This window comes from Allobosea sp. FG18 (assembly GCF_057809495.1).
Map to the genome: position 1 here is coordinate 46,643 of NZ_JBMDKB010000021.1, position 24,539 is coordinate 71,181.

A 24,539-nucleotide genomic window follows, 5' to 3' on the forward strand; every position below is an offset into this window, starting at 1 on the left:
GACGGCTGGCGTCCACATCGCGATATTATATGACGCGGCGCAGCGCCCTGTATCGGCTCCATCGGCCTTCGGCGCTTGCCGACCTACGCCCGGCGGCGTAAACCCCGCGCGGCACCGCCTTGATCGTGCCTGAATGGCCCGCCATCGGGCGGCAGCCGGCATTCTGGACAGTTGCGGCCGGCAGCCGCGGGGATGAATGATGTTTTCGCTCACGCCAGCGATCGACCGCCTCAAGCAAGCGGCTTCGGCCAGCCATTTGCGGGCCTGCATCTTCCTGCTGCTCTTGTCGCTCGCTGCCTTTCTGCCCGGATACAGCACGCTCCAGCCGCTCGACCGTGACGAGCCGCGCTTCGCGCAGGCGAGCAAGCAGATGCTGGAGACCGGCGATTTCGTCGATATCCGCTTCCAGGACGAAGCCCGCCACAAGAAGCCGGTCGGCATCTACTGGCTGCAGAGCGCGGCGGTGAAGGCCGGCGAGGCGCTCGGTGTGCCGGAGGCGCGCACGCAGATCTGGCTCTATCGCATTCCCTCGCTCATCGGCGCGACCGCGACCGTGCTCCTGACCTATTGGGCTCTATTGGCCTTCCTGTCGCCGCCGCTGGCCTTGCTTGGCGGGGCGCTGATGGCTGCCGCGGTGCTGCTCGGGGTCGAGGCGCGCATCGCCAAGACCGATGCGCTTCTGGCGGCCTGCGCCGTTGCCACGATGGGCGCGCTGGCCCGGACCTGGCTCGACTGGACGCGCTCGCTCGCCTTCGTGCCGGACCGGCGCAACTGGCTGGTGTTCTGGGGCGCCACCGCGCTCGGCCTGCTGATCAAGGGGCCGATCGTGCCGATGGTCTGGGGCCTCGCCATCCTCGTGCTGAGCGCGAGCCAGCGCTCCTTCCGCTGGCTGAAGCCGCTGCGCTTCGGCGCCGGGCTCCTGCTCTGCCTTGTGGTCGCGCTGCCCTGGTTCGCCGCGATCATGATCAAGACCGGCGGCAGCTTCTTCGCCGACAGCGTCGGCCAGGACATGCTCGGCAAGGTCGCCGAGGGGCAGGAAAAGCATTGGGGGCCGCCCGGGCTTTATCTCGTCGTCTTCTTCGCGACCTACTGGCCGGCGGCGGCCTTCGCGGCGATGGCGGTGCCCTTCGCCTGGGTGCGACGCAAGGAGCCGCAGATCCTGTTCCTGATCGCCTGGATCGTGCCGTCCTGGCTGGTCTTCGAGGCGGTGCCGACCAAGCTGCCGCATTACGTTCTGCCGCTCTATCCGGCGATCACCGCGCTCCTGCTGCTCGCCGTGCTCAATGGGGGAATCAACCGCTACCGGCGCGGCGCGGTGCTCACCGCCTGCCTCGTCGTGATCGTGCCGCTGGCGCTGATGGGCACGATCCTGTTCGGCAACTGGACGCTCGACCGGGCGGTGCCGTTGCTCGCGCTGCCGTTCTTCGCGCTCGTCCTGCTCGCCGGCGTCAGCGTCGTCGCGGCGTTCCGGCGGCTCGATTTCGAGGGCGCGCTCTGGCGCTGCGTGCTGGCGAGCCTGCTGCTGACCATCGCGGTCTATCCCTTTGCCATCGAGAGCCTGCGCTCGCTGAAGCTCTCACCGCGGCTGGCGGAGAGCGTCAAGGCTGCCGGCTGTGCCGATCCGGCCGTCGTGACGCTGGGCTATCGCGAGCCGAGCCTGGTCTTCCTGACCGGCACGAAGCTCGCCATGGCCGCGAGCGGCGCCGATGCAGCCGCCTTCCTCAACCAGCCGGGCTGCCGCGTCGCCTTCGTCGAGAGCCGCTTCGCCACTGATTTCAATGCGGCGCTGGCGAGCCAGAACCCGAAGCCGCGACTCGTGACCACGATCAACGGCTTCAACCTCAATGGCGGGCGCAAGCTGGAGATCGCCGTCTTCGCCCGCTCGCCGTGAGGCACCCTTCTGCTCGAAACCCTTGCCCTATCCGTCGCTCTGACGCAGTTTGCGGACCGTTTTTCCGGATGATGTCCCTTTGACCGAAACCTCTTCCCATCCGCTGCTCAGCGTCGTCGTGCCGGTGCGCAACGAAGTCGGCAACATCGCGCCGCTCGTCGCCGATATCGAGAAGGCCTGCGCGGCGATCGGCCCGTTCGAGATCGTCTATGTCAATGACGGCTCGACCGACGGCACGGCGACTGCGCTGGCCGATCTTGCCGCGACGCGGCCCTGGTTGCGCGTCGTCACCCACGCCCAGTCCTGCGGCCAGAGCGCGGCCGTGCGCAGCGGCGTGCGCCATGCCCGCTCGGCGATCGTGGCGACACTCGACGGCGATGGCCAGAACGATCCGGCCTTCCTGCCGGAGATGGTCGAGGTCCTGCAGAAGGCCGGCCTCCAGGCCGGGATGGTGCAGGGGCAGCGCGTCGGTCGCAAGGATACCGGCTTCAAGCGCTGGCAATCGAAGATCGCCAATGGCGTGCGCGTGCGCGTGCTGAAGGACGATACGCGCGATACCGGCTGCGGGCTGAAATGCTTCCGCCGCGAGGCCTATCTCGCCCTGCCGTATTTCGATGCGCTGCATCGCTTCATGCCGGCGCTGATGGCGCGTGAGGGCCACAAGGTGCTGCATGTCGACGTGCACGACCGGCCGCGGCTGACCGGTGTCTCGAATTACGGCTTCTTCGACCGGCTCTGGGTCGGTATCCTCGATCTCGCCGGTGTCTGGTGGCTGATCCGGCGGCGCAAGCGCGTGCCCCAGATCGTCTCGGAGACGATGTGATGCTCATCGACCTGCAGCAGACCATCGGCAATTATTTCCACGACGTCTTCGTCAACAATATCGACTGGTGGGTCCTGCTCGGCGTCGTCGCGCAGGGGCTCTTCACCATGCGCTTCGTCGTGCAGTGGCTGGCGAGCGAGAAGGCCGGGCGTTCGGTCGTGCCGATGACCTTCTGGTGGTTTTCGATCGGCGGCGGCGCCTTGCTGCTGATGTATGCGCTCTATCGGCGCGACCCGGTCTTCATCCTCGGCCAGGGCTTCGGTGTCTTCGTCTACATTCGCAACCTGCAATTCGTCCTGCGCGCCAAGGCGCGCGGCGAGGACACGAATTCGGGTCCGGGCTAGGATCTAGCTCCGCGACGGCGGCGCCGCAGGCTCGGCTGCCGCGCCCTCGGCGGGCGAAGGCAGCTTGTCGGCGGCAGGAGCCTGCGGCTTGCGCATCGCTGCCGAATAGGCGGGATAGCGCTCGCGATAGGCCTTCAGGAAGTCCGAGAGCGTGTCGGCATTCGCGGTGGCGCGCGCCATCTCGCGGATGTCGGCGGCGCGGGTCCGGTCGGCCCCGGTGATGAAGGCGAAGGTCCGGGCATCGGCGCCGCGGGCCATCTTCGGCGCGAACTTGCTGCGCAGCCGGTCGAGCGACAGGTTCTCGCTCGCCATCACATACGACACGCCGGCACGCATGACATCGGCTCGCTCGCTGTCCCCGAGCGCGCCGTCGCCGCGCCAGCTCTCGCCGAGCAGGCGCTCGTAGGCCTCGCCCGCCTCGCGCCAACGGCGGCCGGTCCAGTAGATGTCGGCGCGCAACCGATCGATCTCGGGGCCTCGCTCGACCTCCAGCATCTCGAGCGCCTGATCGGTGCGCGAGAGGTCCGAGAGCGCCTTGGCCTCGAGCAGCAGACGGGCGCGCTTGACATCTGCCGGCAGCTCGACGAGGCGCGTGGTGTTGAGCGCGCGGACCGCGTCGGCGGGCTTGCCATTCATCAGGTCGATCATGGCGAGGCGTGCCGCGACCGTGGAACGCGCCGCGCCGCTGAGGCGCCGGTCCATCTGGTATTTCAGGATCTCGGAGGCCTGATCGAGCAGGTCGAGCTCGACCAGCCGGTCGGCGAGCAGGCGCGTGATCTCGTCGCCGCGCCGGCCGATCGGCAGGAATTCCTTGAAGTCGTAGAACAGCGCCAGCGTCTCGATGCGCGGCAGCTTGCCGAGGCCGGAGCCGCTGAACAACTCGGCGAAGCGCTGCGCCGTCTCGTCGTGCATGCGGCTGGTCAGCGGATCCTCGGTGAAGTTCTCGTTGGCGCGGCGCGCGACCATGAAGGCGTCGCGCCAGCGCTGCTGGTCGGCATAGAGCCGGCCGAGTCCGGCCAGCGCCTCGATCTCCAGCCGGCCGCCGCGCCAGATGACCGAGACGGTCTCCAGCCGGGCGATGGCTTCCTCGGGCTTGATGTCGGTGCGCTTCTCGGCATCCGCGAGCTTGACCGCACGCAACTGAGCTTCCGCCGCGACCGGGCGGCTCTTGGCCTCGAAGAGCGGCTTGTAACCGTTCATCGCGGCCTCCGGGCGGCCGCTGATATCGTCGAGCCGCGCCTGGAGCAGGGCGAGATGCTCCTGGTCGAAACTGCCGCGCGGCATGTCCGCCAGTGCCTGGATCTGGCGCTCGGCGACAGCGATATCCTGCTGGGCGAGCGCAGTGCGTGCCATGGCCTCGCGGAATTCGCCCTGGAGATGGAGCGGATAGCGGTCGAGCACGGATTCGGCGCGGCGGAAACCGACCAGCGCCTGGGCATTGCGGTTCAGGCGCTCCTCGACCAGCGCGCGCCACAGCCCTGCCTCGACATCGTCCTTGATCGGACCGGCATCGAAGGCGGCCAGCGCCTGTTGGTGCCGATGCATCCCGGTGGCGATGACGCCCCTGAGGAAGAGCGCCTCGCGGTTGCCGCGCATCGCCTTATCGTCCGCGAGCAAGGCGTTGAGCGGGCCGGCGGCCTCGGGCATCAGCCCGTTGGCGGCATAGAAACGGGCGAGCGCGAGACGGGCTTCGGATTTGCGGCCACGCGAAGCGTCGGTGATGTCGAGCATCAGGGCGCGGGCGCGCTCGCGCGGATTGTCGAGGCGCAGCCTGGCCCAGGCGTCGCCGTCCAGCAGCGGAGCTGCCTCCTGCTTCCTGGCCTTCTCCTCCGGCTTGGGGAGGGGGGCGCCGATGTCGAGCGAGACGTTGAGCCCGCCGCTGCGGCCGATGCGGACCTGCTCCGTGCCGGCGCGGACCGCGACGTCGTCCGCATGTGGCTGGACGGCCAGTCCCTGCGCTGTCGGGAGCAGGCCGAATTCGACGAACTGATAGGGTTTGGGCGTCAGCCGGGTCGGGCCCGTCGCGGTGGCTACGGCAACGGGAAGGCCGGCGGGGCCGGTTTCAAGCCAGTGGATGCCGGTGAGGCCGGCGAGCGGCACGGCGACGATGGTCTGGCCGCGCTCGTCCATGCTGCGCTGCGGCTCGACCGGGGTGGCGGGCCGTCCCGCATCCTCGCCGAGATCGAGCGACCAGGTCGGGCCGTTGTCGAAGACGCGCGCAAGCGGCTGGCCGGCGAGCCTGAGCCTGACGAGGGTCACCTTGCCCTCGCGGGTGACCGTGCTGTCCTCGATCAGCTTGGGCATCAGCCCGGCGAGCTTCGCGGGATCGATGGTGTCGCGCGTGTCGAAGACCAGCGTCATCACGCCGGCATCGAGAAAGGCGGCGGCCCCCGTGGGGCGGGTGAAACGGAAATCGAGGCGCTTGCCGTCGACCGTGATGGCGACCGGGCCCGGCGGCACTTCGGGCGCAGTTGGCGCTGCGGCCACAGCCTGGGTGGGCGGTGTGGCTGGCTGGGCCGCCGGTGCCGTCGCCGCGGACTTTGGAGCGGGTTCGGTTGGCGGTGTCGCAGCCGGAGCAGGCGGCGTCGGTGCTGGCGGCTTTGACAACTCGACAAGCGATGGCGCTTCCTGCTTCACAGGGCGCAGCAGGTCGACGACCAGTCCGGTCTCGTCGTCGAAGCTGCGGACCTGCCAGTCCTTGGGCAGCGACAGGGTCAGGCTCAGCGCTTCCTTGCCGGCATCGAGGCCGGTGAGGTCGATATCGGTCGGCAGGGCATTGCGGATGGCGGCGGCCTCGACATTCATCGGCCGGTCGAAGACCAGCTTCAGCGTACCGTCCGACAGGTTGCTGGCGAGCTTCGTCTCGGCCGGTGCCTTGAAAATCAGGCGCTCCAGCGTCGGCAGGCTGGCCGAGCTCATCGTCAGCGTGGCTGGAGGGGCGGGAGGCTGGCGCGCGGCGTCTTTCGCCCGGACTTCGGCGAGGCGCAGGCGCTCGGTCAGCTCGGCGAGGGCTTCCGGCGGCGGGCCGGGCATGACGCCCGACCAGTTCTGCGGCAGCAGGTCGATGAAGGCCTTGTCGCCGGCCTCGATCAGGTTGGCCTTGTAGGATTGGGTCAGTGCGAAGCGCATGCCGCGCCCGTCGGGATCGACGCGAGCGACGGAGACGTAGTTCGGCAATTCGCGGGCAATGCGGGCGACATCGACCTGGACCTGGCTACCGAAGGCGACGATCAGCACGCCGTTGGAGACGCGGATACGGGTCTGGATCGGCTCGTCGAAGGTCAGGGACAGCCGGCCGAAGCCCGCCGGCATGGCTTCGCCGCGCAGGTTCGCGCCAGCCGCGAAGGCAGGCGTCTCCAGGCCGGCGGCGAGCGTGAGAGCGGCCAGCCCGATACCGAAGGCAAAGGAGCGCGACAGACGCAAACCGTGATACTCGACCCAACGCGACACTGGGCCTCGCCGCCTTCATCCGAACGCAGCGGCCCTCCGGCACGCTAGCGCGTCAACCATAATGGCGTGTTAACAGTCGCATCCCTCAACCACTGACGATGACGGGTTTTCGCGGTGAGGTGGGATGTCCTCGGGCGGATCGCGAATGATCGCCGGCACCGCGACGTCACCGGTTCGAACGATCACGAATGGGCCGCCGGAACCGCGACCTCAGCGCCCAGATGCCGAGAAGCACGACCGGGATGATCATCGTCCAGACGATATCGGCGAGGGAGCCGGCCACGCCGGTTCCCGTCGCGTCCTCGATGAGGTCGACGAGCTCGTTGGCGATCTGGATGATCGTGGTCAGCAGGAACGCCAAGAGCGGCCGCCTCAAGGCGATCGCCAGGACGATGAAGATGGCCGCGCCCAGCAGGACGTGGAGCACGATATCGTTCAGGCCGCTCGTGCTCTTGATGATGCCCTTAGCGCTGTGCCACATCGGCGCCTTCTAACCTGCGGGCGACAAAAGCAGAAGCTTGACCAACCATCGCTGGCAGCCAATCCCCGGCGCCTGACGCCAGCGTTGGCGGACGTCCTTGTTCGGAACCGTCAGGCGCACCATCGAAGCTCGGCCGTTCAAAGCGGACGGCTCTAACATTCGCTGCAGGTCGGGGGATTGTAGCCGACCGGCGGAGGCGGCCCGCCATACGGCCCGCCGCGATATCCTCCGCCCCTGTATCGTGGATAGCCGCCGTAGCCGGGGCCGCCGCCCCAATAAGCGGGCGCCTGGACGACCGGGGCAACCGGCGCACCGCAGCCATACTCATCGCAGTACGAGCCCGGGTAAGCGTAGGAGCGCTGATCGACGCAGCCTGCCGCAAGCGTTCCGAACAGCAAAACCGAAGCGAGGGCTGTGAACCGCATTGAAGTTTCCTCCTGTCGCGATCATCCGCCGCCAGACCTGAACGATCGCTGACAATCCCCAGTTCCACGCCGCCACGCGAGCTGGAACTCGCGCTCGCCAAGAGGGCTGAACGGGATAACCGGATCAGCGCCGTGACGCGGGTGCGATCGCCGGGAGTTCGTTGCCGGGCAGGGGAGCTTCGTTCGCCACGCGCTCGACGCTGGCGGTGCGTCCGCTGGTCGCCAACGCGACGGTGAGCTTCTCGGCGCGGTCGGGCGCCATCGCCGCCAGCACCTCGGACATCTTGCGCGGATTCATCTGCTGCACCACCGGCACGAGCACGTCGAGGCCGAGGCGGTCGAAGACGCGCGCGGCATCCTTCGGCTTCATCGATTCGTACATGATGACGAGGTTCTTGATCGCCTTGGCTTCCTCGACGGCAGGCTTGCTGGCGCCCTGGCCGCCGGCCTTCTCTTCGAGCGCCTTCAGATCGCCGACGCGCCCGTCGAGTTTCTTCTCGGCGGAGTTCAGCAGGCGCTCGCGCATTTCGAGCTCGCGCATCCGGCCCTCCAGCTCCTCGCGCCGCTCGCCGAGGCGTTCCAGGATCGCCTTCTCGGCCGGCGAAACCGGCTGGACCGAGCCGTTCATGATGTCGGCCTTGTTGTTGGCATTGGCGGCCATACGGACCGCTCCGCCCTTGGCCTCGGCCTCGTTCTTTTCCTGGTCCTTTTTCGGATCGGGGGCGGGTACGGAGCCGGTTGTCTCGGGATCGAAGATTTTGGGCGCGGTCGTGTTCGTAGGCTTGGCCGCGGTCTGCGCGAAAAGCGGCGCGGCGGCCGGGATGTGGCCGGGCGAGGGCTCCGCCGTCCAGGCGAGCAGCTTCAGCGCCAGGAGACCCATGGCGCCGAGAATCACTGCCGGCAGGAGGCGGGGCCGTTCGATCACGCAGCCTGTTCCTCGAGGCGGCGCGCGGCGCGGGCGCGGATGGCGGCGGCCGACTGGACCGCGCTCTCAAGGCGGGAGACCGGAGCCGGCGCCGCGGGCGCCTCGACCGGAGCTTCCTTGGCGCCGACCAGGGTCGCGGCGCTGACGATCTGGCCGATGCGCTCCATCACCGCCTGGCCGGCCTCGACCTGCGCGGCGAGATCGGCAGCGTAGCGCTCGGCGGTGCGCAGGCGCTCCTCCAGGGTGCGGTCGCAATCGCCCAGCGTGGACTTGAGGCCGGCGATGGCGCGCTCGGCATTGTCGGTCGCGGTGATCAGCGCGCCGACGGTCTGGCGCATGCCGGCTTCGTCCGCCTTCAGCCGCTCGATGCGCTTGGTCAGGATGAAGCAGGTGACGATGGTGGCGACGAGAAGGCAGGCGACAAGCACGTCGGCGATGAGATTGAGCGTCATGGCATCCCTATCAGGTCGTCGCGCCGAGATGGCTGGCGAGGCTGTCGAAAGCGGCAAGGGTCGTCTTGGAGCGCCGGAGCGGGTTCACCACCCGCACGGCGATCTTGTCGTCTACCCGTCCGATCCGGCCCTCGGTGACGACGAAGTCGCCGCAGCGCAGCGAGACGATTGAATCCGGCCGGGCGTCGAACATCAGCGTGTCGCCGATCTCGAGCTTCATGACGCGCTTCAACGGCATCTGGGTCTCGTGGAGCACGCAGGTGACGTCGACATCGGCCTGCCAGACCTCGGTCGCGAGATGGTTCTCCCAGATCGGATCGCGCCCGAGCTTCTCGCCCATGAAGCTTTCGAGCAGCAATTCGCGGATCGGCTCGATGGTGGCGTAGGGCAGGAGTATGTGCAGAGCGCCGCCACGGCCTTCCATATCGAATTTCAGCTCGACGCGGATCGCGGCATTGGCAGGGCGGGAGATCGAGACGAAGCGCGGATTGGATTCGACGCGGTCGACGATGAACCTCACCGGCGAGAGCGGCTTGAAGGCGGCCTCGGCATCGCCCAGCACCAGCTCGATGACGCGGCGGACCATGCGGATTTCGATGGAGGTGAAGGGGCGGCCGTCGATGCGCGGTGCCGGCTGGCCGCGCTTGCCGCCGAACATCGCGTCGAGGACGGAGTAGATCAGGGACGGCTCGATGGTGATGAGGCCGAAATTGTCCCATTCCTCGGCCCTGAACACCGAGAGCAGCGCCGGCTGCGAGATCGAGTTGATGTAGTCGCCGAAGCGGACCGAGCGGATGCTCTCCAGCGTGACCTCGACATTGTCCGTGAAGAAGTTGCGCAGGCTGGTCGAGAGCAGGCGCACCAGACGCTCGAAGATGATCTCGAGCATCGGCAGGCGTTCATAGGCGACCGAGCCGGAATCGACGATCGCCTGGATGCCGTTGCGGCCGTCCTTGTCGTCGCCGCTGGAGAAACCGAGCATCGTGTCGATTTCGTCCTGCGACATCAGGCGGTCGGTACCGCCTTCCTGTTCGCCATCATCCTCCATGATGTCGGGCATCGCCGCCCAGCCGGCCGCCATCCCTTCCGGGGTCAGCGGCTCGTCGCTCGGCGTGTTCTTGTCGTGTTCGGTGCTCATCTTTGCGCCGCCATCTCTGTCCGGTGTGCGGGAGCCATCGGCTCGCTCATTGCACCAGCAGTTCCTTGAACAACACGGCGTCGACCTTGGCCGGATAGACGGTCAGATTGACGCGGCGCAGCAGTTCTTCCTTGAGCCGGAACATGCCGGCCGAGCCTTCGAGATCGGAGGGGCGCAGTTCGCGCATGAAGACCTGGAAGGCATCCTCGACGCGCGGCAGCAGCGGCTTGATCTGGTCGGCCGCCTTCGCATCGGCGATCTCCAGCACGACCTTGATCTTCATGATCGACTGGCGGTCCTGCTGGCCGCTATTGGACATGCCGATCATCATGTCCTTCATGTCGAGGAAGGCGACGGGGGCCTTGGCCTTGGCCGCGGCCTCGGCAGCCGCGGTCTGCTCGGGCGAAGGCTTTTTCAGGAAGAACCAGCCACCACCGCCGGCGGCCGCCAGCAGCATGACGCCGCCGATGATCATGAAGAGCTTCTTCTTGCTCTTCGGCGCCTCTTCGCCGGCAGCGCCTTCTTCCTTTTCCTTCTTGGGCTTCTTCGCCATCTCGTCACGCGTCCCGGGCCGCCGGGCCGCCTTCTGCAGCCCATAGAGGCACCTTCCCCAATTACGGTTAACGCGTCGTTAAGGGCGGCAGAATTTGCCGGGCGTTTCTTGCCGCTCCTGCAGCCTGTGCCGGGGTGCGGCACCTGAGAAAAATCGACCTTTATTTAATGATATCAATAACTTGTATGGGTTAAACATGCTGGCATGCCGCTTGCGAAGCATGGGCCGTGGCGACTGCGCTGGGGAGCGTCGAGGTCGCCGCGGGACATGATCGGGAGATAAGCCGTGGAGAACGCGCTTCTCATCGGCCTGTCGCGTCAGGTGGCCCTGGCGCGCGAGCTGGACGTCATCGCCAACAACATGGCGAATGTCGGCACCAACGGATTCAAGGCACGCAGCGCGCGCTTCAACGAATTCCTCATGCCTGTCGCGAAGGCCGACGCCTTCAAGCCGGCTGACCGGCCGCTGTCCTATGTCATCGACAAGGGCACGCCGCTCGATCTGTCGCAGGGCACGATCGAGATGACGGGCAATCCGCTCGACGTCGCGCTGAAGGGCGACAACTACCTCGTCGTGCAGACGCCGAACGGCGAGCGCTATACCCGCGCCGGCTCCCTCAATATCGACCGGCAGGGCCGGCTCGTGACCCAGACCGGCCTGCCGGTGATGGGCGATGGCGGGCCGATCGCCTTCGGCTCCAGCGAACACTCCATGCGCATCGCCGCCGACGGCACCGTGAGCAGCGACCAGGGCACGCGCGGCAAGCTGCGCCAGGTCCGCTTCGCCGATCCGAAGACGCTGGCGAACGAAGGCACCAACCTGTTCTCCTCGACCACGCCCCCGCAGGCCGCCGGCCTCGAGGCGCGAATGGAGCCGGGCGCGATCGAGCGCTCCAACGTCAAGGCCGTGGTCGAGCTGACCCGCCTGATGGAGGTGCAGCGCAACTACCAGAGCGTCGCCAACATGATCAGCAAATCCGATGAACTGCGCAGCCGGGCGATCTCGCGCCTGGCCGACCAGCAAGCCTGATAGCGGAAGGGAGCACGCACCATGCGCGCCATGCAGACAGCCGCGACCGGCATGATGGCCCAGGAGATGAACGTCCAGGTCATCTCCAACAACATCGCCAACGTCCGGACCACTGGCTACAAGCGCCAGCAGATTCATTTCCAGGACCTGCTCTACGAACATTTCCGGCGCGCCGGCTCGGCTACCTCCGACCAGAACACCCAGGCTCCGGCCGGCACCTTCATCGGCTCCGGCGTCAAGACGGTCTCGACCGGCCGCGTCATGACCCAGGGCAACATTACCCCGACCGAGAAGCCCTACGACCTCGCCATCCGCGGCGAGGGCTTCTTCCGCATCCGCATGCCGGACGGCCGCACCACCTATAGCCGCGACGGCTCCTTCGACCTCGATGCGCAGGGCCAGCTCGTCACCCGCGACGGCTATCAGGTCGAGCCCGGCATTACCGTGCCGAACAACGCCTCCAGCGTCAGCGTCAATGCGCAGGGCATCGTCGAGGCGATGGTTCCGGGGCAGACCGCGCCGCAGCAGCTCGGCCAGATTCAGCTCGTGCGCTTCGTCAACAAGGTCGGCCTCGAGTCGATCGGCGATAACCTCTATGTCGAGACGGCCGCCTCGGGCCAGCCGATCGACGGCTTCGGCGGCGGCGAAGGCTTCGGCACGCTGCAGCAGAACTATCTCGAAGAGGGCAACGTTCAGGCCGTCACCGAGCTTTCCTCGCTGATCGCCGCGCAGCGCGCCTATGAGATGAACTCCAAGGTCATCACCGCCGCCGACCAGATGATGTCGGCGACGACCCAGATGTTCCGCGGCTGAGGGGGCTCATCATGATCCGTCTCTCCCTGATCGCCCTGCTGCTCTCCGGCACCGCCGCGCTCGCCGCGCCGCAGCAGACCCAGACCGCGCCGGTCGCGATGGCCTCGGCCGTTGCGGCGCCGGCTGCCGCCGCGCTGCCCTCCAAACTGCACCTGCGTCCCGAGGTCAGCCTGGCGCGCGATCTCGTCACCTTCGGCGATCTCATTCCGGGCCTCGCCGGCGAGGCTGCCGCGACGGCGGCCTTCCGGGCGCCGGCGCTCGGCGAGACCGGCACGATCCAGGTCGCGCGCATCGTCGAGGCAGCCCGCGCTGCCGGCATCGTCCGTGAGGCGAGCGAGCTTCAGAGCCAGGGCTTTGCCCAGGTCGTTGTCACGCGTAGCGCGCGCCGCATCACCGCCATGGACCTCGAAGCCGCCGTGAAGACCGGCTTGCAGGAGCGCTTCGGTGTCGATGCCCGCATCTTCGCGCTGGCGATCGATGGCGGGGCGCCGAGTGTCGCGGTCGAGCCTGAATTGACCGGCGACGTTGCCGTGGTCGACCTCTCCTTCGACGCACGCTCGCGGCGTCTGCAGGCCCGGCTCGCAGTGCCCGGCAGCACCGCGCTGCGCCTGAAGCCGCTGCGTATCTCCGGCCAGCTCGTCGAGACCATGGAAGTCGTGGTACCGAAGCGCCTGATCGCCCGCGGCGAGACGCTCGGCAAGGACGACGTCACCGTCGAGCGCCGCCCGCGCGACGGGCAGGGTAACGAGATCATCGGCGATGTCCGCGCCGCCATTGACAAGGTCGCGCGCCGGGCGCTGCTCGCCGGCGTGCCGCTGCGCGGCAGCGACGTCCAGCGGGAGGAGATCGTCGCCAAGGGCGATCTCGTCACCATCGTCTACGAGGCGCCGGGCCTTTTGATCACGCTGCGCGGCCGGGCCAACGAGGCCGGTGCGATGGGCGATGTCGTCTCCGTCACCAATCCCCAGTCCAAGCGCGTGCTGCAAGGCAAGGTCAGCGGGGCGGGACGGGTCTCCGTCCAGCCTTCCGCCGCCGGCCGTGTCGCCAGCGCCCAGTAAAGCTCCGTGGAAACCGCCATGTACGCCACCCGCCTCGCCAAGCTTTCCGGGCTCCTGCTGCTGACCGCCTCGCTCGGCGCCTGCGGCATGGGCGACCGCCTCGCCAATGTCGGCCAGGCGCCGACGCTCTCGCCGATCGAAGACCCGACCGCCGCCAAGGGCTACAAGCCCGTGCAGATGCCGATGCCGGAGGTGGCGCATGCCTCCTACGCGCCGAACTCGCTCTGGCGCACCGGGTCGCGCGCCTTCTTCAAGGACCAGCGCGCCCGCAATGTCGGCGACCTCGTCACCGTCAAGGTCAAGGTCACGGACCGGGCCCAGCTCAACAACACGACCAAGCGTAGCCGCAAGAACGGCGAGGATTTCGGCGCCGAGAACGCCTTTGGCTTCGAGAACAAGCTCGACAAGTTCCTGCCCGACGGCGCCAAGGCCTCCTCGCTATTGAAGCTCGATTCCGATGCTTCGAGCGAAGGTGCGGGCTCGGTCAACCGCTCCGAGACGCTGGCGACCAATGTCGCGGCGGTCGTCACCCAGAACCTGCCCAACGGCAATCTGGTGATCGAGGGCAAGCAGGAGATCCGCGTCAATTTCGAGGTGCGTGAATTGATCGTCGCCGGCGTAATCCGGCCCGAGGACATCGAATCCGACAACACCATCGAGTCGACCAAGATCGCCCAGGCCCGCATCGCCTACGGCGGCCGCGGCCAGATCACCGATGTTCAGCAGCCGCGCTACGGCCAGCAGGTGATGGACATCCTGCTGCCCTTCTGATCCGCTCGTCCGCCCCCTCTACTCTGGCGGACGCCTGAAGCAGCTTTCTGCGCTTCCGGCGCTCACGGACATCAGTCCGCTGCGCTCCGGTTCTGGAAAGCCGCTCCAGCCGACTCACCAGAGCGAAGGGACGAACGGACGGCCTCCACCGAATCCCGGACGGCGCGGAACGCTCCCCCTTGTCTCCGCGCCGGACGGATGGCGGTCTCTCCCGAGCCGCCACCATCCCGGTCGCCCGCCACGCTCCCCAAGCTTTTAAAGCTGGCGGCCAGAAGCCCCGCGTTCTCCCGACGCGGGGCTTTCCATTGTTCCCAAAAAGGCGCCGCTCGCGTGGATATCCGCGTTCCAGCGCGCCGCTCTTCCTGAGGCCGGCAACGACATCGCCAGGCGAGTTGACCTTTGGGTATCGTTAGGCTGTGATGACGACGGATCTGCTGCCGCAACAAGTCTTTGGCCGAGTCCAGTAGCTGTTTCGGTTATGCCTCGCGCGAGAGGAGTTCCGTCATGACGGCAGCCGTTCACCCCGCCGCTCCGCATGCGCTCCCACCCTTCATCACCGCCCCCGGCGAAACCGACGTCCTGTTGGTGCTGGCGGGCATCCTTCTTGTCGGAGCGGTGCTGGGCGTCGGCCTGCTCTTCCTGCGGCTGCATACCTTGCCCGAGCGCATGGCGCACAAGACGCACAAGCTTCAGTTCGAGATCGTGGCGGTGCTCGGACTGCTTGCGCTGTTCACGCATATCCACCTGTTCTGGGTGGCCGGACTCCTGCTCGCCCTGATCGATTTTCCTGATTTTTCCGGGACGTTCGGCCGGATGGCGAGGGCCCTGGAGACCATCGCCGGCAAGCCCCCGGTCGAAAGCGAGGAAACGGGCGCGCTAGCAGCGGAGGCGGCTGTCGCGGGGCCACCGGAGAGCCCGCAGGCCGCTGTCGTCGAGAGCCAGGAGAAGGGTCATGCTTGAGCTTCTCATCTGCGCGCTCTTCACGATCTTTCCCGACTATCTCTTTCGCCGGTACGGTCAGGGCAAACGCTTCGGCCGAGAGATCACGCTCTTTTCGGTCTGGTTCGAATTGCGCTGGGGCATCGTGACCTGCGTCATGCTGACGGTCGCCCTGATCACCGTGATCTTCTACTATCATCCGTCGACGACGAGCGCGACGGTCTTCTTCCGGACGGTGCCGATCGTCCCGGAGGTCAATGGCCGCGTCGCCGAGGTGCATGTCGGGGTCAGCCAGGCGGTCGCCAAGGGCGATCTGCTCTTCTCGCTGGACAACAAGACACAGGCCTCGGCCGTCGAGGCGGCGCGCCGCAAGATCGCCGAGGCGGACGCCGCTCTCGTGGTCGCGAAAGCGGATATCCTCGCCGATGAAGGCAAGATTCAGGAGGCGAAGAGCTCCCTGCAACAGGCCCTCGACGAGTTGCGGACCAAGACAGAATTGCAGCGGCGCAATGATGCCGTGGTCGCCGCTCGCGAAATCGAACGGCTCGAGAACCTCGTGGCGGGACGCGAGGCCGCGCTGCTGTCGGTGACGGCCGCGAGGGATGCCGAGCAGACCAGGATCGCGACGCTGCTTCCCGCCCAGCGTTCCAGCGCCGAGGCCGCGCTTGCACAGGCCGAGGCCGAATTGCAGAAGACGGTGGTGCGGGCGGGGTTTGCCGGGCGGGTGGAGCAATTCACGCTGCGGGTCGGCGATATCGTCAACCCGTTCATGCGCCCCGCAGGAATCGTCATCCCGGAAGAGGCGGGACGGGGGCGGCTCGTGGCCGGGTTCAACCAGATCGAGGCGCAGGTGATGAAGGTCGGCATGGTCGCCGAGGTCACCTGCATCTCCAAGCCCTGGGTGGTCATCCCGATGGTGGTGACGGGCGTGCAGGACTTCATCGCCGCTGGTCAGGTCCGGAGCGGCGAGCAACTCATCGATGCGCAGCAGGTGGTCCGGCCCGGCTCCATCCTCACCACGCTGGAACCGCTCCATCAGGGCGGGCTCGACGGCGTGACGCCCGGCAGCAGCTGCATCGCCAACGCCTATACCAGCAACCACGACATCATCGCGGCGAAGGAAACCGGCACGATGCGCCGCATCGCGCTCCACGCCGTCGATGCGACCGGGGTGGTCCATGCCATCCTGCTGCGCATCCAGGCGCTGGTGCTGCCGGTCCAGTCTCTCGTCTTCGGCGGGCACTGAGGGCGGGAGGGGGCCGGCGCGCGCAGTTCAGCATCGCTTCGAGGCGTTATTCCTCGGAGCGGCTGGTGGAGTCGCGGTTGCGCTCGTATCGCTTCCTCAGTGGGAACGGCGGCAACCAGGATTCGCGGCGGATCGTCCAGAGCTCGTAGGTCGGTACCAGCTGGTCCGTCGCATCCAGCGAGCCAAGATTGATCTCGACCTCGTCGCCGCTGCGTCCGAAGACCGTCGAGCCGCAGCGGGGGCAGAAGAAGCGCCCGTCATAGTCGCGGGCATCGCCCTCGATTGTCACCGCGTCCTGCGGGAAGATCGCCGAGGCGTGGAAGAGGGCGCCGTGGTGCTTACGACAATCCAGGCAATGGCAGATGCCGATGCGATAGGGACGTCCCGACGCCGCGATACGAAGATTGCCGCACCGGCATCCGCCCGTGAAACGGTCCATGCTGTGCCTCCTCCCGTTCGGACGCCATCACCGGCGAAAGCGTATCGCCAAAATGGCGGCGCGTTCATGCAAAAAGGCCCCGCGCCTCCCAGCGCGGGGCCCTTCCAAAAGACGAGGCGAGTATGTCCGCTTAATCGTCGCGGAAGACGCGCTCGTTGCGTTCGTGGCGCTCCTGCGCCTCCAGCGAGAGGGTCGCGATCGGGCGGGCTTCCAGCCGCTTCAGCGAGATCGGCTCGCCGGTCTCCTCGCAATAGCCGTAGGAGCCGTCATCGATGCGGGCGACCGCCGCGTCGATCTTGGCGATCAGCTTGCGCTGCCGGTCGCGGGCGCGAAGCTCGATGGCGCGATCGGTTTCGGAGGAGGCCCGGTCGGCGATGTCCGGGTGATTCTCGCTCTCCTTCTGCAAGGTGACCAGGGTCTCCTTGGCCTCCCGCAGGATCTCGTCCTTCCAGGCGAGGAGCTTGCCGCGGAAATACTCGCGTTGACGGTCGTTCATGAACGGCTCGTCATCGCTCGGTTTGTAATCCGCCTCGAGGATGATCTGCTTCGACATGGGCGCGCTCTCTCGTTTGTCGACTCACGCACCCATCGGCTGTGCCGCGGGAGGGGAGCCGATTTGGCGCCCTTATAGCGATCCGTTTCAATCGGAACAATCGCTTCCGACAGGGCTTCAACGGCTTCGTGAAAATGCGCGATTTCGTGCCGATTCTCGGCGAAATTGGCTCGTTTTGCGTCAATTCAACTTGCGGATGGCTTCGGCAATATCAGCTTCAACCAATCGGGAAATCGGCTGGCGATAGTGACTATGGTCGAAGAAGAGGCTGGAATCGCGCAATTCAGGCCTGTCGACCCTCCAGTCGACCAGTGCGGTGCGCGGGCGCCGGGCCGCCAGATCGGCGAAGGCCTTGCGGCAGGCCGCGTCGGCTGCAGCGTCGCGCGTGCCGGGCTTCGACAAGGCGGTGACATAGACCGGCGGGCGCAGGAGGATCAGCGCGGTCTCGGCCGGTGCCGTTCTCATCAGCTCTTCAAGCCCCGTCGCCGCCGGGAAGGGGCCGTCGACATTGCCGCCGCCGGCCTCGATTGGCTTTTCCAGCCGGGCGATGATCTCGGGATTGGTGCCGTAACCCTGCACGCCATAGCCCGATTCGTAGTCCCAATAGCCGTCCGGACGGGCGCGCTCGGCCTTGCGCGAGGTCAGGTAGCTGACGCGGCGGGGCAATTCCTCCAGCAGGTCGAAGCGCATCAGCCCGCCGACATAATCGGAGAAGTTGCGGCTCAGCAGCCAGAAGGGGAAGGGCTTTTCGTTCGGCAGGGCCGGGTTCGCCGTGCACCAGTAATTGTCGATGCCGACCACGATCGCCTTCGGCGGCGTCTTTCGGTGATGGCGCAGGAACCAGTCGATCGTCGCGAAGACCTCCCGCGGCTGCGTCGCGGGCGCGATCAGCGAGACGAAGGGGATGCCGGTCCTGGCGCGCAGCTCCTCCGGCGAGATCAACTGGATATGCGAATTGCCGAAGATGGCGCCGGTGAAATTCGGATCGCGGCCGCGGCTGGCCAGCGCCGTGCGCGGCCCTTGCGGACGCACGCCCTGCTTGAGCTTCAGCGGCGAGCGGCCGGAATCATAGGGGTCGATCAGGAAGGCGGCTGTCAGAAAGGCGACCGCGATCAGCGCCGCCGCCCCCAGGAAGGCGCCGGTGAAGCCCGTCCACTTCGCCGCCCGAGCGGCCTGCTCAGAACTGGAAGTAGATGAACTCATAATTGGCGTCTTCGCCGATCTTCAGCAGGATGATGACGAACAGGAGCCCGCACAGGATCGCGAGCCAGCGGGCCGGCGGCAGCTTGTGCACGAGGTTCCAGGCGGTGGGGCCGATGATGGCGAAGGCGGCGGCCGGCAGCAGGGCGCGCCATTTGAAGCCGGTGCCGATCGGTCCGAAGCCGAACAGGCCCTTGTAGATCGCGAGCGCGGCCTGGAAATTCGTCGCCCGGAAGAGCACCCAGCACAAAGCCACGAACAGGAAGGTCAGGAGCCAGCCGAGCGCCGCCGGCATCGGCAGGCCGGCGCGGCGCCAGAACAGGGCGAGGATCAGCGCCAGCCCGTGCGCCACGCCCCAGGCGACGAAGGTGAGGCCAGCGCCGTGCCAGAGGCCGCCCAGCGCCATGGTCGCGAACAGAGCCCAGATCTGCGTCGGCAGGCCGCTGCGCGAGCCGCCGAGCGGGATGTAGAGATAGTCGCGCAGGAAGCGCGATAGCGTCATGTGCCAGCGGCGCCAGAAGTCCTGGATCGAGAGTGAGCGATAGGGCGCCTCGAAATTCTGCGGCAGCACGACGCCGAAGAGCAAAGCCAGACCCAGCGCCATGTCGGTATAGCCGGAGAAGTCGAAATAGATCTGGAAGGTGAAGGCGAGCGTCGCCTGCCAGGCTTCCGCCATGCTGACGACCTTGCCGGCGGCGGCCGCCGCGAAGACCGGATTGGCATATTCGGCGAGGGGATCGCCGATCAGCACCTTCTTGGCGAGGCCGAAGGTCAGCAGCATCAGGCCGCGCGCGATCCGCTCGGCCGCATCCGGGCGCTGATAGGGCCGCTCGTCGAGCTGGTGCATGATCTCGCGCCAGCGCACCAGCGGGCCGGCGAGCACCTGCGGGAAGAAGGCGATGTAGAGCGCGTAGCGAAGGAGATCGTAGCGCGGGGCCTGACCACGCCGCAGATCGGTCAGGTACATGATGTGATGGAAGGTGAAGAAGGAGACGCCGAGCGGCAGCGCGATGTCGAATTTCGGCGCCGGCAATCCGGGAATCATTCCAGCGAGATCGGCGAAGAAGTTAAAGTACTTGAAGACCGCAAGGACGGCGAGGTTCAGGACGATCGCGAGCGTGATCAGCGCTCCCGACTTCGTCTTCTGGAAGGCTTCGGCGATCAGCCAGTTCAGCGCGATCGAGAGCGCCAGCAGCGGCAGGAAGCGCCAGTCCCAGTAGCCGTAGAAGGCGAAGGACAGCACCACCAGAACCGGCAGTCGCCAGCCCGGCGCAAAGCGCTCCGCCGCCCAGTGAAGGGCGAGCGCCAGCGGCAGGAAGGCAAGCAGGAAGACGAAGGAGTTGAAGAGCATCGGGCGGGGAGCGGATCAAAGGATGGCTGCCGCCTTAGACCATTATGGGTTGCGAGTCATGTCGGGGGGGGGCGGCGTGATGGAGAAGGTGGGCATCTGCCCTTCAGCGCTCATCCTGAGAGCTGAGGGTCTGGCGGTCGAAGGTGCGTGGGTGCCTGGGGGTTAGTCTGGACCTCCGGTGCTGGTCATCCCGGACGCAGCGAAGCGGAGATCCGGGATCCATTCCGGAGCGCTTTCGGGAGAGGTTCAGGCATGGATCCCGGGTCTCCCTGCGGTCGCCCGGGATGACCGCGCGTTTGTCGGAAGGAGGGCGGAGCTATTGCAAGCCTTTCGATTTGGATTAAATCAATCGATTGATTGAAAGAGTTGGCGATGCTATCGGGATGGCATGAAAGCCATTTCAGACAACGATGCGGGAACGCGCGAGGCGCTGATCCGGGCCGGGCTCGACCTGTTCGGGCGGCACGGGTTCGAGGCGAGCTCGATCCGCCAGATCGCCCAGGTGGCGGGCGTCAACAGCGCCGGCATCGCCTATCATTTCGGCGGCAAGGACGGGCTCCGCCAGGCCTGCGCCGAGGCCGTGGTCGCGACGATGAAGCAGCGGGTCTTCGGCGCCGCTGCGGCGATGCCGCCGCTCGACGGGCTGGCGCCGGAGGCGGCGGTCGAGCTGCTACTCGGCATCGTTGGACGCGTCACGGCCTTCGCGACGCAGGCGCAGGAGAGCGAGACGATCGCCCGCTTCGTCCTGCGCGAGATGATGGAGCCGACCTCGGCCTTCGAGACGCTCTATGAGGGGCTCGTCGGCCCGGTCCATGGCCAGGTCTGCCGGCTCTGGGCGGCGGCGACCGGCATGGAGGCCGAGGCGCAGGACACCAGGCTCGCCGTCTTCGCAACGATCGGGCAGGTGCTCTATTTCCGGCTCGCCCGGCCGGCCGTGATGCGGCGGATGGGCTGGACCACGATCGACCAAGAACAGAGCGAAGCGATCGCCGGCGTCATCCGCGCCAATGTCCGCGCCAGCATCGCCGGCATGCGGGAGAACAGGTCATGATCCTCGGCTTTCTCTGTTCCTTCGCGCTGATCGCCGGCAGCTTCTCCGCCTGCGGCGGCGATACGGTCCGGATCGCCGGCTATGTCGAGGGCGAATACGTTCGGCTGGGCCCGATCGATACAGCCCGGATCGAGCATATCGACATCCGCAGGGGCGACCGTGTCGAAGCCGGCAAGGTCGTCGCCGGGCTCGAAACGACGGATGCTGAGAATGCTGTTCGGGAAAGCGAGGCGCGGCTGGTGCAGGCGCAGGCGCAATTGAACAACCTGAAGCTCGGCCGGCGACCCGAAGAGATCGCGGTGATCGAGGCCAATCTCGCCTCGGCCAAGGCGCAACAGCGCGAGGCCGAGCGGGCTCTGGAGCGCCGGCAGGACCTGCTCCGGCGCGGCGTCTCGACCCAGGCCGATTTCGACCAGGCGGAAACGGCGCGCGATGTCGCTGCCGCGAGCGTGCGCCAGAACGCCGCCAATCTCGATGTCGCGCGCTTGCCGGCGCGACCGGACGAGATCAAGGCGAGCGAGAACGCGGTCGAGCAGGCCAAGGCTGCGCTGGCGCAGGCGCGCTGGCGTCTGTCGCAGCGCCAGCTCGTGGCGCCTTCGGCCGGGCGGGTTAGCGACGTGCTGCGCCGGGTCGGCGAACTCGCCGGACCGAGCGCGCCGGTGCTGCTGATGCTGCCGGACGGCGCCGCCAAGCTGATGCTCTATGTGCCGGAGGTGCGAATCTCGGGCGTGACCACCGGCATGAAGCTCGATGTCCGTTGCGACGGCTGCGCGCCCGGGCTGACCGCGACCGTGACCTATGTCTCGCCGGAGCCGGAATTCACGCCGCCGGTGATCTATTCGGCGCAGACGCGCCAGAAGCTGGTCTATCTGGTCGAGGCGCGGCCGGATGGCGGCCCGCAATCGGCCTTGCAGCCCGGCCAGATCGTCGACGTCACGCTCAGGGGGCAGCGGTGAGCGCCTCGCTCGCCATCGATGTCCGCGGGATGACCAAGCGCTTCGGCAAGCGCACGGTGGTCGACGATGTCGATCTCGCGGTGGCGACCGGCGAGATCGTCGGCTTCCTCGGTCCCAATGGCTCGGGCAAGACCACGACGATCCGGATGATCTGCGGCTTGCTCAGGCCCGATGCCGGAGAGGGTACGGTGCTCGGGCTCGATGTCCGCACGCAGAGCGCCGCGATCAAGCGCCAGGTCGGCTACATGACGCAGCGCTTCTCCTTCTACGAGGATCTGACCATCGCCGAGAACCTGACCTTCGTGGCGCGGCTCTACGAGCTCGATCCCGTAGACGAGGCGGTGACGAAGACGCTGGATGGGCTCGGCCTGACCTCGCGCAAGGACCAGCTTGCCGGCACGCTCTCGGGCGGCTGGAAGCAGCGGCTGGCGCTCGCCGCCTGCATCATGCATCAGCCGAAGCTGCTGTTGCTCGACGAGCCGACAGCTGGCGTCGATCCCAAGGCGCGGCGCGAGTTCTGGGACGAGATCCATCGCCTCGCCGGGGACGGGCTGACCGTGCTGGTCTCGACCCATTACATGGACGAGGCCGAGCGCTGCCATCGCATCGGCTACATCGCTTATGGCCGCATGCTGGCGACGGGGACGGTCGAGGAGGTCGTGAAAGGCTCCGGTCTCGTGACCTATGTCGTGCATGGCGCGCTGAAGCCCGCCCAAATCCGGGCGCTGGAGGCGGCGGATGGCGTCGAGCAGGTCGCGCCCTTCGGTGCGACGCTGCATGTCGTGGGCACCGACCGAGGCAAGCTGGAGGCGGCGCTGGAGCCAGTCCGGCGCGAGGCCGGCATCAAGGTCGAGCCCGGCGAGACCAGCCTCGAGGACGTCTTCATCAAGTTCATGACCGGCGCACAGGAGAGGGCGGCATGATCGGCCTGTTCTCGCCCCGCCGGCTCGGCGCGATGCTGGCCAAGGAGTTCGTGCAGATGCGGCGCGACCGCATCACTTTCGCGATGATGCTGGCGGTGCCGATCGTCCAGCTCCTGCTCTTCGGCTACGCTATCAACAACGATCCGCGCGGCCTGCCGGCGGCGATCCTCGCGCTCGGGCAGGATCGCTATACCCGCGCGGTGGTCTCGGCGTTGGAAGTGTCGAACTATTACCGCTTCGGCGAGCGCCCGCAGAGCGCGGCCGAGGCCGAAAGCCTGATGGCGAAGGGGGAAATCTCCTTCCTCGTCACCATTCCCAGCGATTTCGGCGCCCGCGTCGAGCGGGCGGACAGGCCGCGCATCCTGGTCGAGGCCGATGCAACCGATCCGGCGGCGGCGAGCGGTGCTGTCTCGGCGCTCGGCACCATCGCGAGCCGGGCGTTGCTGCGGGCGCAGGGGCGCGAGCCGGTGACCGATCCGGCCGGTGGCGGGGGCGATACCCTCTCCTTCATCGTGCACCGGCGCTACAACCCGGAGAACATCACCCAGTACAACATCGTGCCCGGCCTGCTCGGTGTCATCCTGCAGATGACCATGGTGATGATGACAGCGATGGCGCTGACCCGCGAGATCGAGCGCGGCACCATGGAGAACCTGCTCGCCATGCCGGCGACGGCGGGCGAGATCATGCTCGGCAAGGTGCTGCCCTATCTTGCCGTCGGTGCCGTGCAGGTCGTGATCGTGCTGGGGGCGGCGAAGCTGCTCTTCGCCGTGCCCTTCCTCGGCGGGCTCGGGTTGCTGCTCACCTGCGTGCTGATCTTCGTGCTGGCGCTGGTGCTGCTCGGCTACACGATCTCGACGGTGGCGCGCACGCAGCTCCAGGCGATGCAGCTCACCTTCTTCTTCTTCCTGCCCTCGCTGATGCTGTCGGGCTTCATGTTCCCCTTCGCCGGCATGCCGGGCTGGGCGCAGACGCTGGGCGAGCTGTTCCCGCTGACGCATTTCCTGCGGATCATCCGGGCGATCATGCTGAAGGGCGCGGACTTAAGCGATATCGGCGACGAGGTGATCTATCTCAGCCTGTTCGTGCCGGTTTATGCGGGGCTCGCGCTGATGCGGTTCAGAAGCACGCTGGACTGAAGCGAGCTGCCGCGGGTATGCAGTCCGCGACTGTGACTTGCAAAATGATAGTCATTGCATTAGCTGGGGCGCATGCAGCCCCGGCTCATCCCGCTCGCCGAATGTCCCTGCGCCCGCGCCGTCGAGGCGGTGGGCGAGTGGTGGAGCATCCTGATCCTGCGCGATGCGCTGCAGGGCTTCACCCGTTTCGACGAGTTCCAGCGCAGCCTCGGCATCGCGCCGAATATGCTGGCGCGGCGGCTCAAGCACCTCACCGAGGCCGGGCTGTTCGAGCGGCGGCTCTATAGCGAGCGGCCGAAGCGCTACGAATATGTGCTGACGCAGAAGGGCCGGGACTTCTTCCCGGTGGTCGCGGCGCTGGTCGCCTTCGGCAACCGGCATCTCGCGCCGGAAGGGCAGGCCCTGCTGCTCGCCGATCGCGAGAGCGGGCGGGCGGTCGTCCCGGCCTATGCCGATGCGCAGAGCTTGCAGCCCGTGAATCCTGACAACGTCACCGTCATCGCCGGCCCACAGGCCAGTCCCGGCATGCTGCAACGCCTCGCCATCGTGGCGGCGCGGGATGCGGCTGCGCCGGACACTCGCACATAGG

The 24,539-nt window shown here is 67.2% G+C and carries 24 protein-coding genes; 14 read left to right on the plus strand and 10 right to left on the minus strand.

Annotation, left to right across the window (positions count from 1 at the left end):
- Positions 1 to 196: 196 nt before the first annotated feature.
- The 3 genes from ACODTJ_RS21855 (at position 197) to ACODTJ_RS21865 (ending at position 3,058) form a co-directional block, all read left to right on the plus strand.
- Complete coding sequence (locus ACODTJ_RS21855; protein ID WP_454656358.1) at positions 197 to 1,891, plus strand: ArnT family glycosyltransferase; 1,695 nt, start codon at positions 197 to 199, stop codon at positions 1,889 to 1,891.
- Between the two features lie 79 nt (positions 1,892 to 1,970).
- The gene (locus ACODTJ_RS21860) at positions 1,971 to 2,714 is read left to right on the plus strand and encodes a glycosyltransferase family 2 protein (protein WP_454656359.1); all 744 of its coding nucleotides are present in this window, start codon (positions 1,971 to 1,973) and stop codon (positions 2,712 to 2,714) included.
- Positions 2,714 to 3,058 carry a lipid-A-disaccharide synthase N-terminal domain-containing protein gene (locus tag ACODTJ_RS21865; RefSeq protein ID WP_441471609.1) on the plus strand — a complete coding sequence of 115 codons (345 nt, stop codon included), beginning with the start codon at positions 2,714 to 2,716 and terminating at the stop codon, positions 3,056 to 3,058. The genes ACODTJ_RS21860 and ACODTJ_RS21865 overlap by 1 nt, the downstream gene beginning before the upstream one ends.
- A 3-nt stretch (positions 3,059 to 3,061) precedes the next feature.
- On the opposite strand, the gene ACODTJ_RS21870 is transcribed toward ACODTJ_RS21865, so the two are convergent.
- The 6 genes from ACODTJ_RS21870 to fliL form a co-directional block, all read right to left on the minus strand.
- Positions 3,062 to 6,508, minus strand: coding sequence for a tetratricopeptide repeat protein (locus ACODTJ_RS21870; protein WP_454656360.1), 3,447 nt, complete (start codon positions 6,506 to 6,508; stop codon positions 3,062 to 3,064).
- A 166-nt stretch (positions 6,509 to 6,674) separates the two neighbouring features.
- The gene (locus ACODTJ_RS21875; protein WP_454656361.1) at positions 6,675 to 6,989 is read right to left on the minus strand and encodes a hypothetical protein; all 315 of its coding nucleotides are present in this window, start codon (positions 6,987 to 6,989) and stop codon (positions 6,675 to 6,677) included.
- A 549-nt stretch (positions 6,990 to 7,538) separates the two neighbouring features.
- Positions 7,539 to 8,339: a MotE family protein gene (locus tag ACODTJ_RS21880; RefSeq protein ID WP_454656362.1), complete on the minus strand. Its 801-nt coding sequence runs from the start codon at positions 8,337 to 8,339 to the stop codon at positions 7,539 to 7,541.
- Positions 8,336 to 8,791 carry a DUF6468 domain-containing protein gene (locus ACODTJ_RS21885; protein WP_454656363.1) on the minus strand — a complete coding sequence of 152 codons (456 nt, stop codon included), beginning with the start codon at positions 8,789 to 8,791 and terminating at the stop codon, positions 8,336 to 8,338. Before ACODTJ_RS21885 ends, ACODTJ_RS21880 begins: the two co-directional genes overlap by 4 nt.
- A gap of 10 nt (positions 8,792 to 8,801) precedes the next feature.
- Positions 8,802 to 9,929, minus strand: a complete 1,128-nt coding sequence (gene fliM, locus ACODTJ_RS21890) for a flagellar motor switch protein FliM (protein ID WP_454656364.1) — start codon at positions 9,927 to 9,929, stop codon at positions 8,802 to 8,804.
- Positions 9,930 to 9,975: 46 nt separating this feature from the next.
- Positions 9,976 to 10,482 carry a flagellar basal body-associated protein FliL gene (gene fliL / locus ACODTJ_RS21895; protein WP_454656365.1) on the minus strand — a complete coding sequence of 169 codons (507 nt, stop codon included), beginning with the start codon at positions 10,480 to 10,482 and terminating at the stop codon, positions 9,976 to 9,978.
- A gap of 285 nt (positions 10,483 to 10,767) precedes the next feature.
- Here fliL and flgF point away from each other — a divergent pair, with 285 nt between their 5' ends.
- From flgF to ACODTJ_RS21925, 6 genes are all read left to right on the plus strand, one after another.
- Complete coding sequence (gene flgF, locus ACODTJ_RS21900; RefSeq protein WP_454656366.1) at positions 10,768 to 11,511, plus strand: flagellar basal-body rod protein FlgF; 744 nt, start codon at positions 10,768 to 10,770, stop codon at positions 11,509 to 11,511.
- A 21-nt stretch (positions 11,512 to 11,532) separates the two neighbouring features.
- A complete protein-coding gene (gene flgG / locus ACODTJ_RS21905) occupies positions 11,533 to 12,324 on the plus strand; it encodes a flagellar basal-body rod protein FlgG (protein WP_454656367.1) in 792 nt (263 codons plus the stop codon).
- An 11-nt stretch (positions 12,325 to 12,335) separates the two neighbouring features.
- Positions 12,336 to 13,382 carry a flagellar basal body P-ring formation chaperone FlgA gene (gene flgA / locus ACODTJ_RS21910; protein WP_454656368.1) on the plus strand — a complete coding sequence of 349 codons (1,047 nt, stop codon included), beginning with the start codon at positions 12,336 to 12,338 and terminating at the stop codon, positions 13,380 to 13,382.
- 18 nt (positions 13,383 to 13,400) lie between these two features.
- Entirely contained in the window at positions 13,401 to 14,153 is a 753-nt protein-coding gene (gene flgH, locus ACODTJ_RS21915) for a flagellar basal body L-ring protein FlgH (RefSeq protein ID WP_454656369.1), read from the plus strand.
- Positions 14,154 to 14,657: 504 nt separating this feature from the next.
- Complete coding sequence (locus tag ACODTJ_RS21920) at positions 14,658 to 15,113, plus strand: hypothetical protein (RefSeq protein ID WP_454656370.1); 456 nt, start codon at positions 14,658 to 14,660, stop codon at positions 15,111 to 15,113.
- Entirely contained in the window at positions 15,106 to 16,338 is a 1,233-nt protein-coding gene (locus ACODTJ_RS21925) for an HlyD family secretion protein (RefSeq protein WP_454656371.1), read from the plus strand. The genes ACODTJ_RS21920 and ACODTJ_RS21925 overlap by 8 nt, the downstream gene beginning before the upstream one ends.
- Before the next feature lie 46 nt (positions 16,339 to 16,384).
- Here the strand turns inward: ACODTJ_RS21925 and ACODTJ_RS21930 are convergent, their stop codons facing one another.
- The 4 genes from ACODTJ_RS21930 to ACODTJ_RS21945 all read right to left on the minus strand — a co-directional run bounded on the left by ACODTJ_RS21930 (position 16,385) and on the right by ACODTJ_RS21945 (position 19,881).
- Entirely contained in the window at positions 16,385 to 16,777 is a 393-nt protein-coding gene (locus ACODTJ_RS21930) for a GFA family protein (RefSeq protein ID WP_454656372.1), read from the minus strand.
- A gap of 130 nt (positions 16,778 to 16,907) precedes the next feature.
- The gene (gene dksA / locus ACODTJ_RS21935; RefSeq protein ID WP_454656373.1) at positions 16,908 to 17,330 is read right to left on the minus strand and encodes an RNA polymerase-binding protein DksA; all 423 of its coding nucleotides are present in this window, start codon (positions 17,328 to 17,330) and stop codon (positions 16,908 to 16,910) included.
- 180 nt (positions 17,331 to 17,510) lie between these two features.
- On the minus strand, positions 17,511 to 18,533 hold the full coding sequence (locus ACODTJ_RS21940) for a hypothetical protein (RefSeq protein WP_454656374.1): 1,023 nt from the start codon (positions 18,531 to 18,533) through the stop codon (positions 17,511 to 17,513).
- Positions 18,508 to 19,881 carry an MBOAT family O-acyltransferase gene (locus ACODTJ_RS21945; RefSeq protein ID WP_488850054.1) on the minus strand — a complete coding sequence of 458 codons (1,374 nt, stop codon included), beginning with the start codon at positions 19,879 to 19,881 and terminating at the stop codon, positions 18,508 to 18,510. Before ACODTJ_RS21945 ends, ACODTJ_RS21940 begins: the two co-directional genes overlap by 26 nt.
- A gap of 388 nt (positions 19,882 to 20,269) precedes the next feature.
- On the opposite strand from ACODTJ_RS21945, the gene ACODTJ_RS21950 reads away from it, so the two are divergent.
- The 5 genes from ACODTJ_RS21950 (at position 20,270) to ACODTJ_RS21970 (ending at position 24,538) form a co-directional block, all read left to right on the plus strand.
- Positions 20,270 to 20,932, plus strand: coding sequence for a CerR family C-terminal domain-containing protein (locus ACODTJ_RS21950; protein WP_454656375.1), 663 nt, complete (start codon positions 20,270 to 20,272; stop codon positions 20,930 to 20,932).
- Positions 20,929 to 21,888, plus strand: coding sequence for an HlyD family secretion protein (locus tag ACODTJ_RS21955; RefSeq protein WP_454656376.1), 960 nt, complete (start codon positions 20,929 to 20,931; stop codon positions 21,886 to 21,888). Before ACODTJ_RS21950 ends, ACODTJ_RS21955 begins: the two co-directional genes overlap by 4 nt.
- A gap of 29 nt (positions 21,889 to 21,917) precedes the next feature.
- A complete protein-coding gene (locus ACODTJ_RS21960) occupies positions 21,918 to 22,811 on the plus strand; it encodes an ABC transporter ATP-binding protein (RefSeq protein ID WP_454658974.1) in 894 nt (297 codons plus the stop codon).
- Positions 22,808 to 23,950 carry an ABC transporter permease gene (locus ACODTJ_RS21965; RefSeq protein ID WP_454656377.1) on the plus strand — a complete coding sequence of 381 codons (1,143 nt, stop codon included), beginning with the start codon at positions 22,808 to 22,810 and terminating at the stop codon, positions 23,948 to 23,950. Before ACODTJ_RS21960 ends, ACODTJ_RS21965 begins: the two co-directional genes overlap by 4 nt.
- 72 nt (positions 23,951 to 24,022) lie before the next feature.
- Positions 24,023 to 24,538 carry a winged helix-turn-helix transcriptional regulator gene (locus ACODTJ_RS21970; RefSeq protein WP_454656378.1) on the plus strand — a complete coding sequence of 172 codons (516 nt, stop codon included), beginning with the start codon at positions 24,023 to 24,025 and terminating at the stop codon, positions 24,536 to 24,538.
- The last annotated feature ends 1 nt before the right edge of the window (position 24,539 follow it).

Excerpts from the sequence above, each read along its gene's own strand:
- ACODTJ_RS21855 (WP_454656358.1), top strand. The coding sequence starts at position 197 with ATGATGTTTTCGCTCACGCCAGCGATCGACCGCCTCAAGCAAGCGGCT.
- ACODTJ_RS21865 (WP_441471609.1), top strand. The coding sequence starts at position 2,714 with ATGCTCATCGACCTGCAGCAGACCATCGGCAATTATTTCCACGACGTC.
- ACODTJ_RS21875 (WP_454656361.1), bottom strand. The coding sequence starts at position 6,989 with ATGTGGCACAGCGCTAAGGGCATCATCAAGAGCACGAGCGGCCTGAAC.
- ACODTJ_RS21885 (WP_454656363.1), bottom strand. The coding sequence starts at position 8,791 with ATGACGCTCAATCTCATCGCCGACGTGCTTGTCGCCTGCCTTCTCGTC.
- fliM (WP_454656364.1), bottom strand. The coding sequence starts at position 9,929 with ATGAGCACCGAACACGACAAGAACACGCCGAGCGACGAGCCGCTGACC.
- fliL (WP_454656365.1), bottom strand. The coding sequence starts at position 10,482 with ATGGCGAAGAAGCCCAAGAAGGAAAAGGAAGAAGGCGCTGCCGGCGAA.
- flgG (WP_454656367.1), top strand. The coding sequence starts at position 11,533 with ATGCGCGCCATGCAGACAGCCGCGACCGGCATGATGGCCCAGGAGATG.
- flgA (WP_454656368.1), top strand. The coding sequence starts at position 12,336 with ATGATCCGTCTCTCCCTGATCGCCCTGCTGCTCTCCGGCACCGCCGCG.
- flgH (WP_454656369.1), top strand. The coding sequence starts at position 13,401 with ATGTACGCCACCCGCCTCGCCAAGCTTTCCGGGCTCCTGCTGCTGACC.
- ACODTJ_RS21920 (WP_454656370.1), top strand. The coding sequence starts at position 14,658 with ATGACGGCAGCCGTTCACCCCGCCGCTCCGCATGCGCTCCCACCCTTC.
- ACODTJ_RS21925 (WP_454656371.1), top strand. The coding sequence starts at position 15,106 with ATGCTTGAGCTTCTCATCTGCGCGCTCTTCACGATCTTTCCCGACTAT.
- ACODTJ_RS21930 (WP_454656372.1), bottom strand. The coding sequence starts at position 16,777 with ATGGACCGTTTCACGGGCGGATGCCGGTGCGGCAATCTTCGTATCGCG.
- dksA (WP_454656373.1), bottom strand. The coding sequence starts at position 17,330 with ATGTCGAAGCAGATCATCCTCGAGGCGGATTACAAACCGAGCGATGAC.
- ACODTJ_RS21940 (WP_454656374.1), bottom strand. The coding sequence starts at position 18,533 with ATGAGTTCATCTACTTCCAGTTCTGAGCAGGCCGCTCGGGCGGCGAAG.
- ACODTJ_RS21945 (WP_488850054.1), bottom strand. The coding sequence starts at position 19,881 with ATGCTCTTCAACTCCTTCGTCTTCCTGCTTGCCTTCCTGCCGCTGGCG.
- ACODTJ_RS21950 (WP_454656375.1), top strand. The coding sequence starts at position 20,270 with ATGAAAGCCATTTCAGACAACGATGCGGGAACGCGCGAGGCGCTGATC.
- ACODTJ_RS21955 (WP_454656376.1), top strand. The coding sequence starts at position 20,929 with ATGATCCTCGGCTTTCTCTGTTCCTTCGCGCTGATCGCCGGCAGCTTC.
- ACODTJ_RS21960 (WP_454658974.1), top strand. The coding sequence starts at position 21,918 with ATGACCAAGCGCTTCGGCAAGCGCACGGTGGTCGACGATGTCGATCTC.
- ACODTJ_RS21965 (WP_454656377.1), top strand. The coding sequence starts at position 22,808 with ATGATCGGCCTGTTCTCGCCCCGCCGGCTCGGCGCGATGCTGGCCAAG.
- ACODTJ_RS21970 (WP_454656378.1), top strand. The coding sequence starts at position 24,023 with ATGCAGCCCCGGCTCATCCCGCTCGCCGAATGTCCCTGCGCCCGCGCC.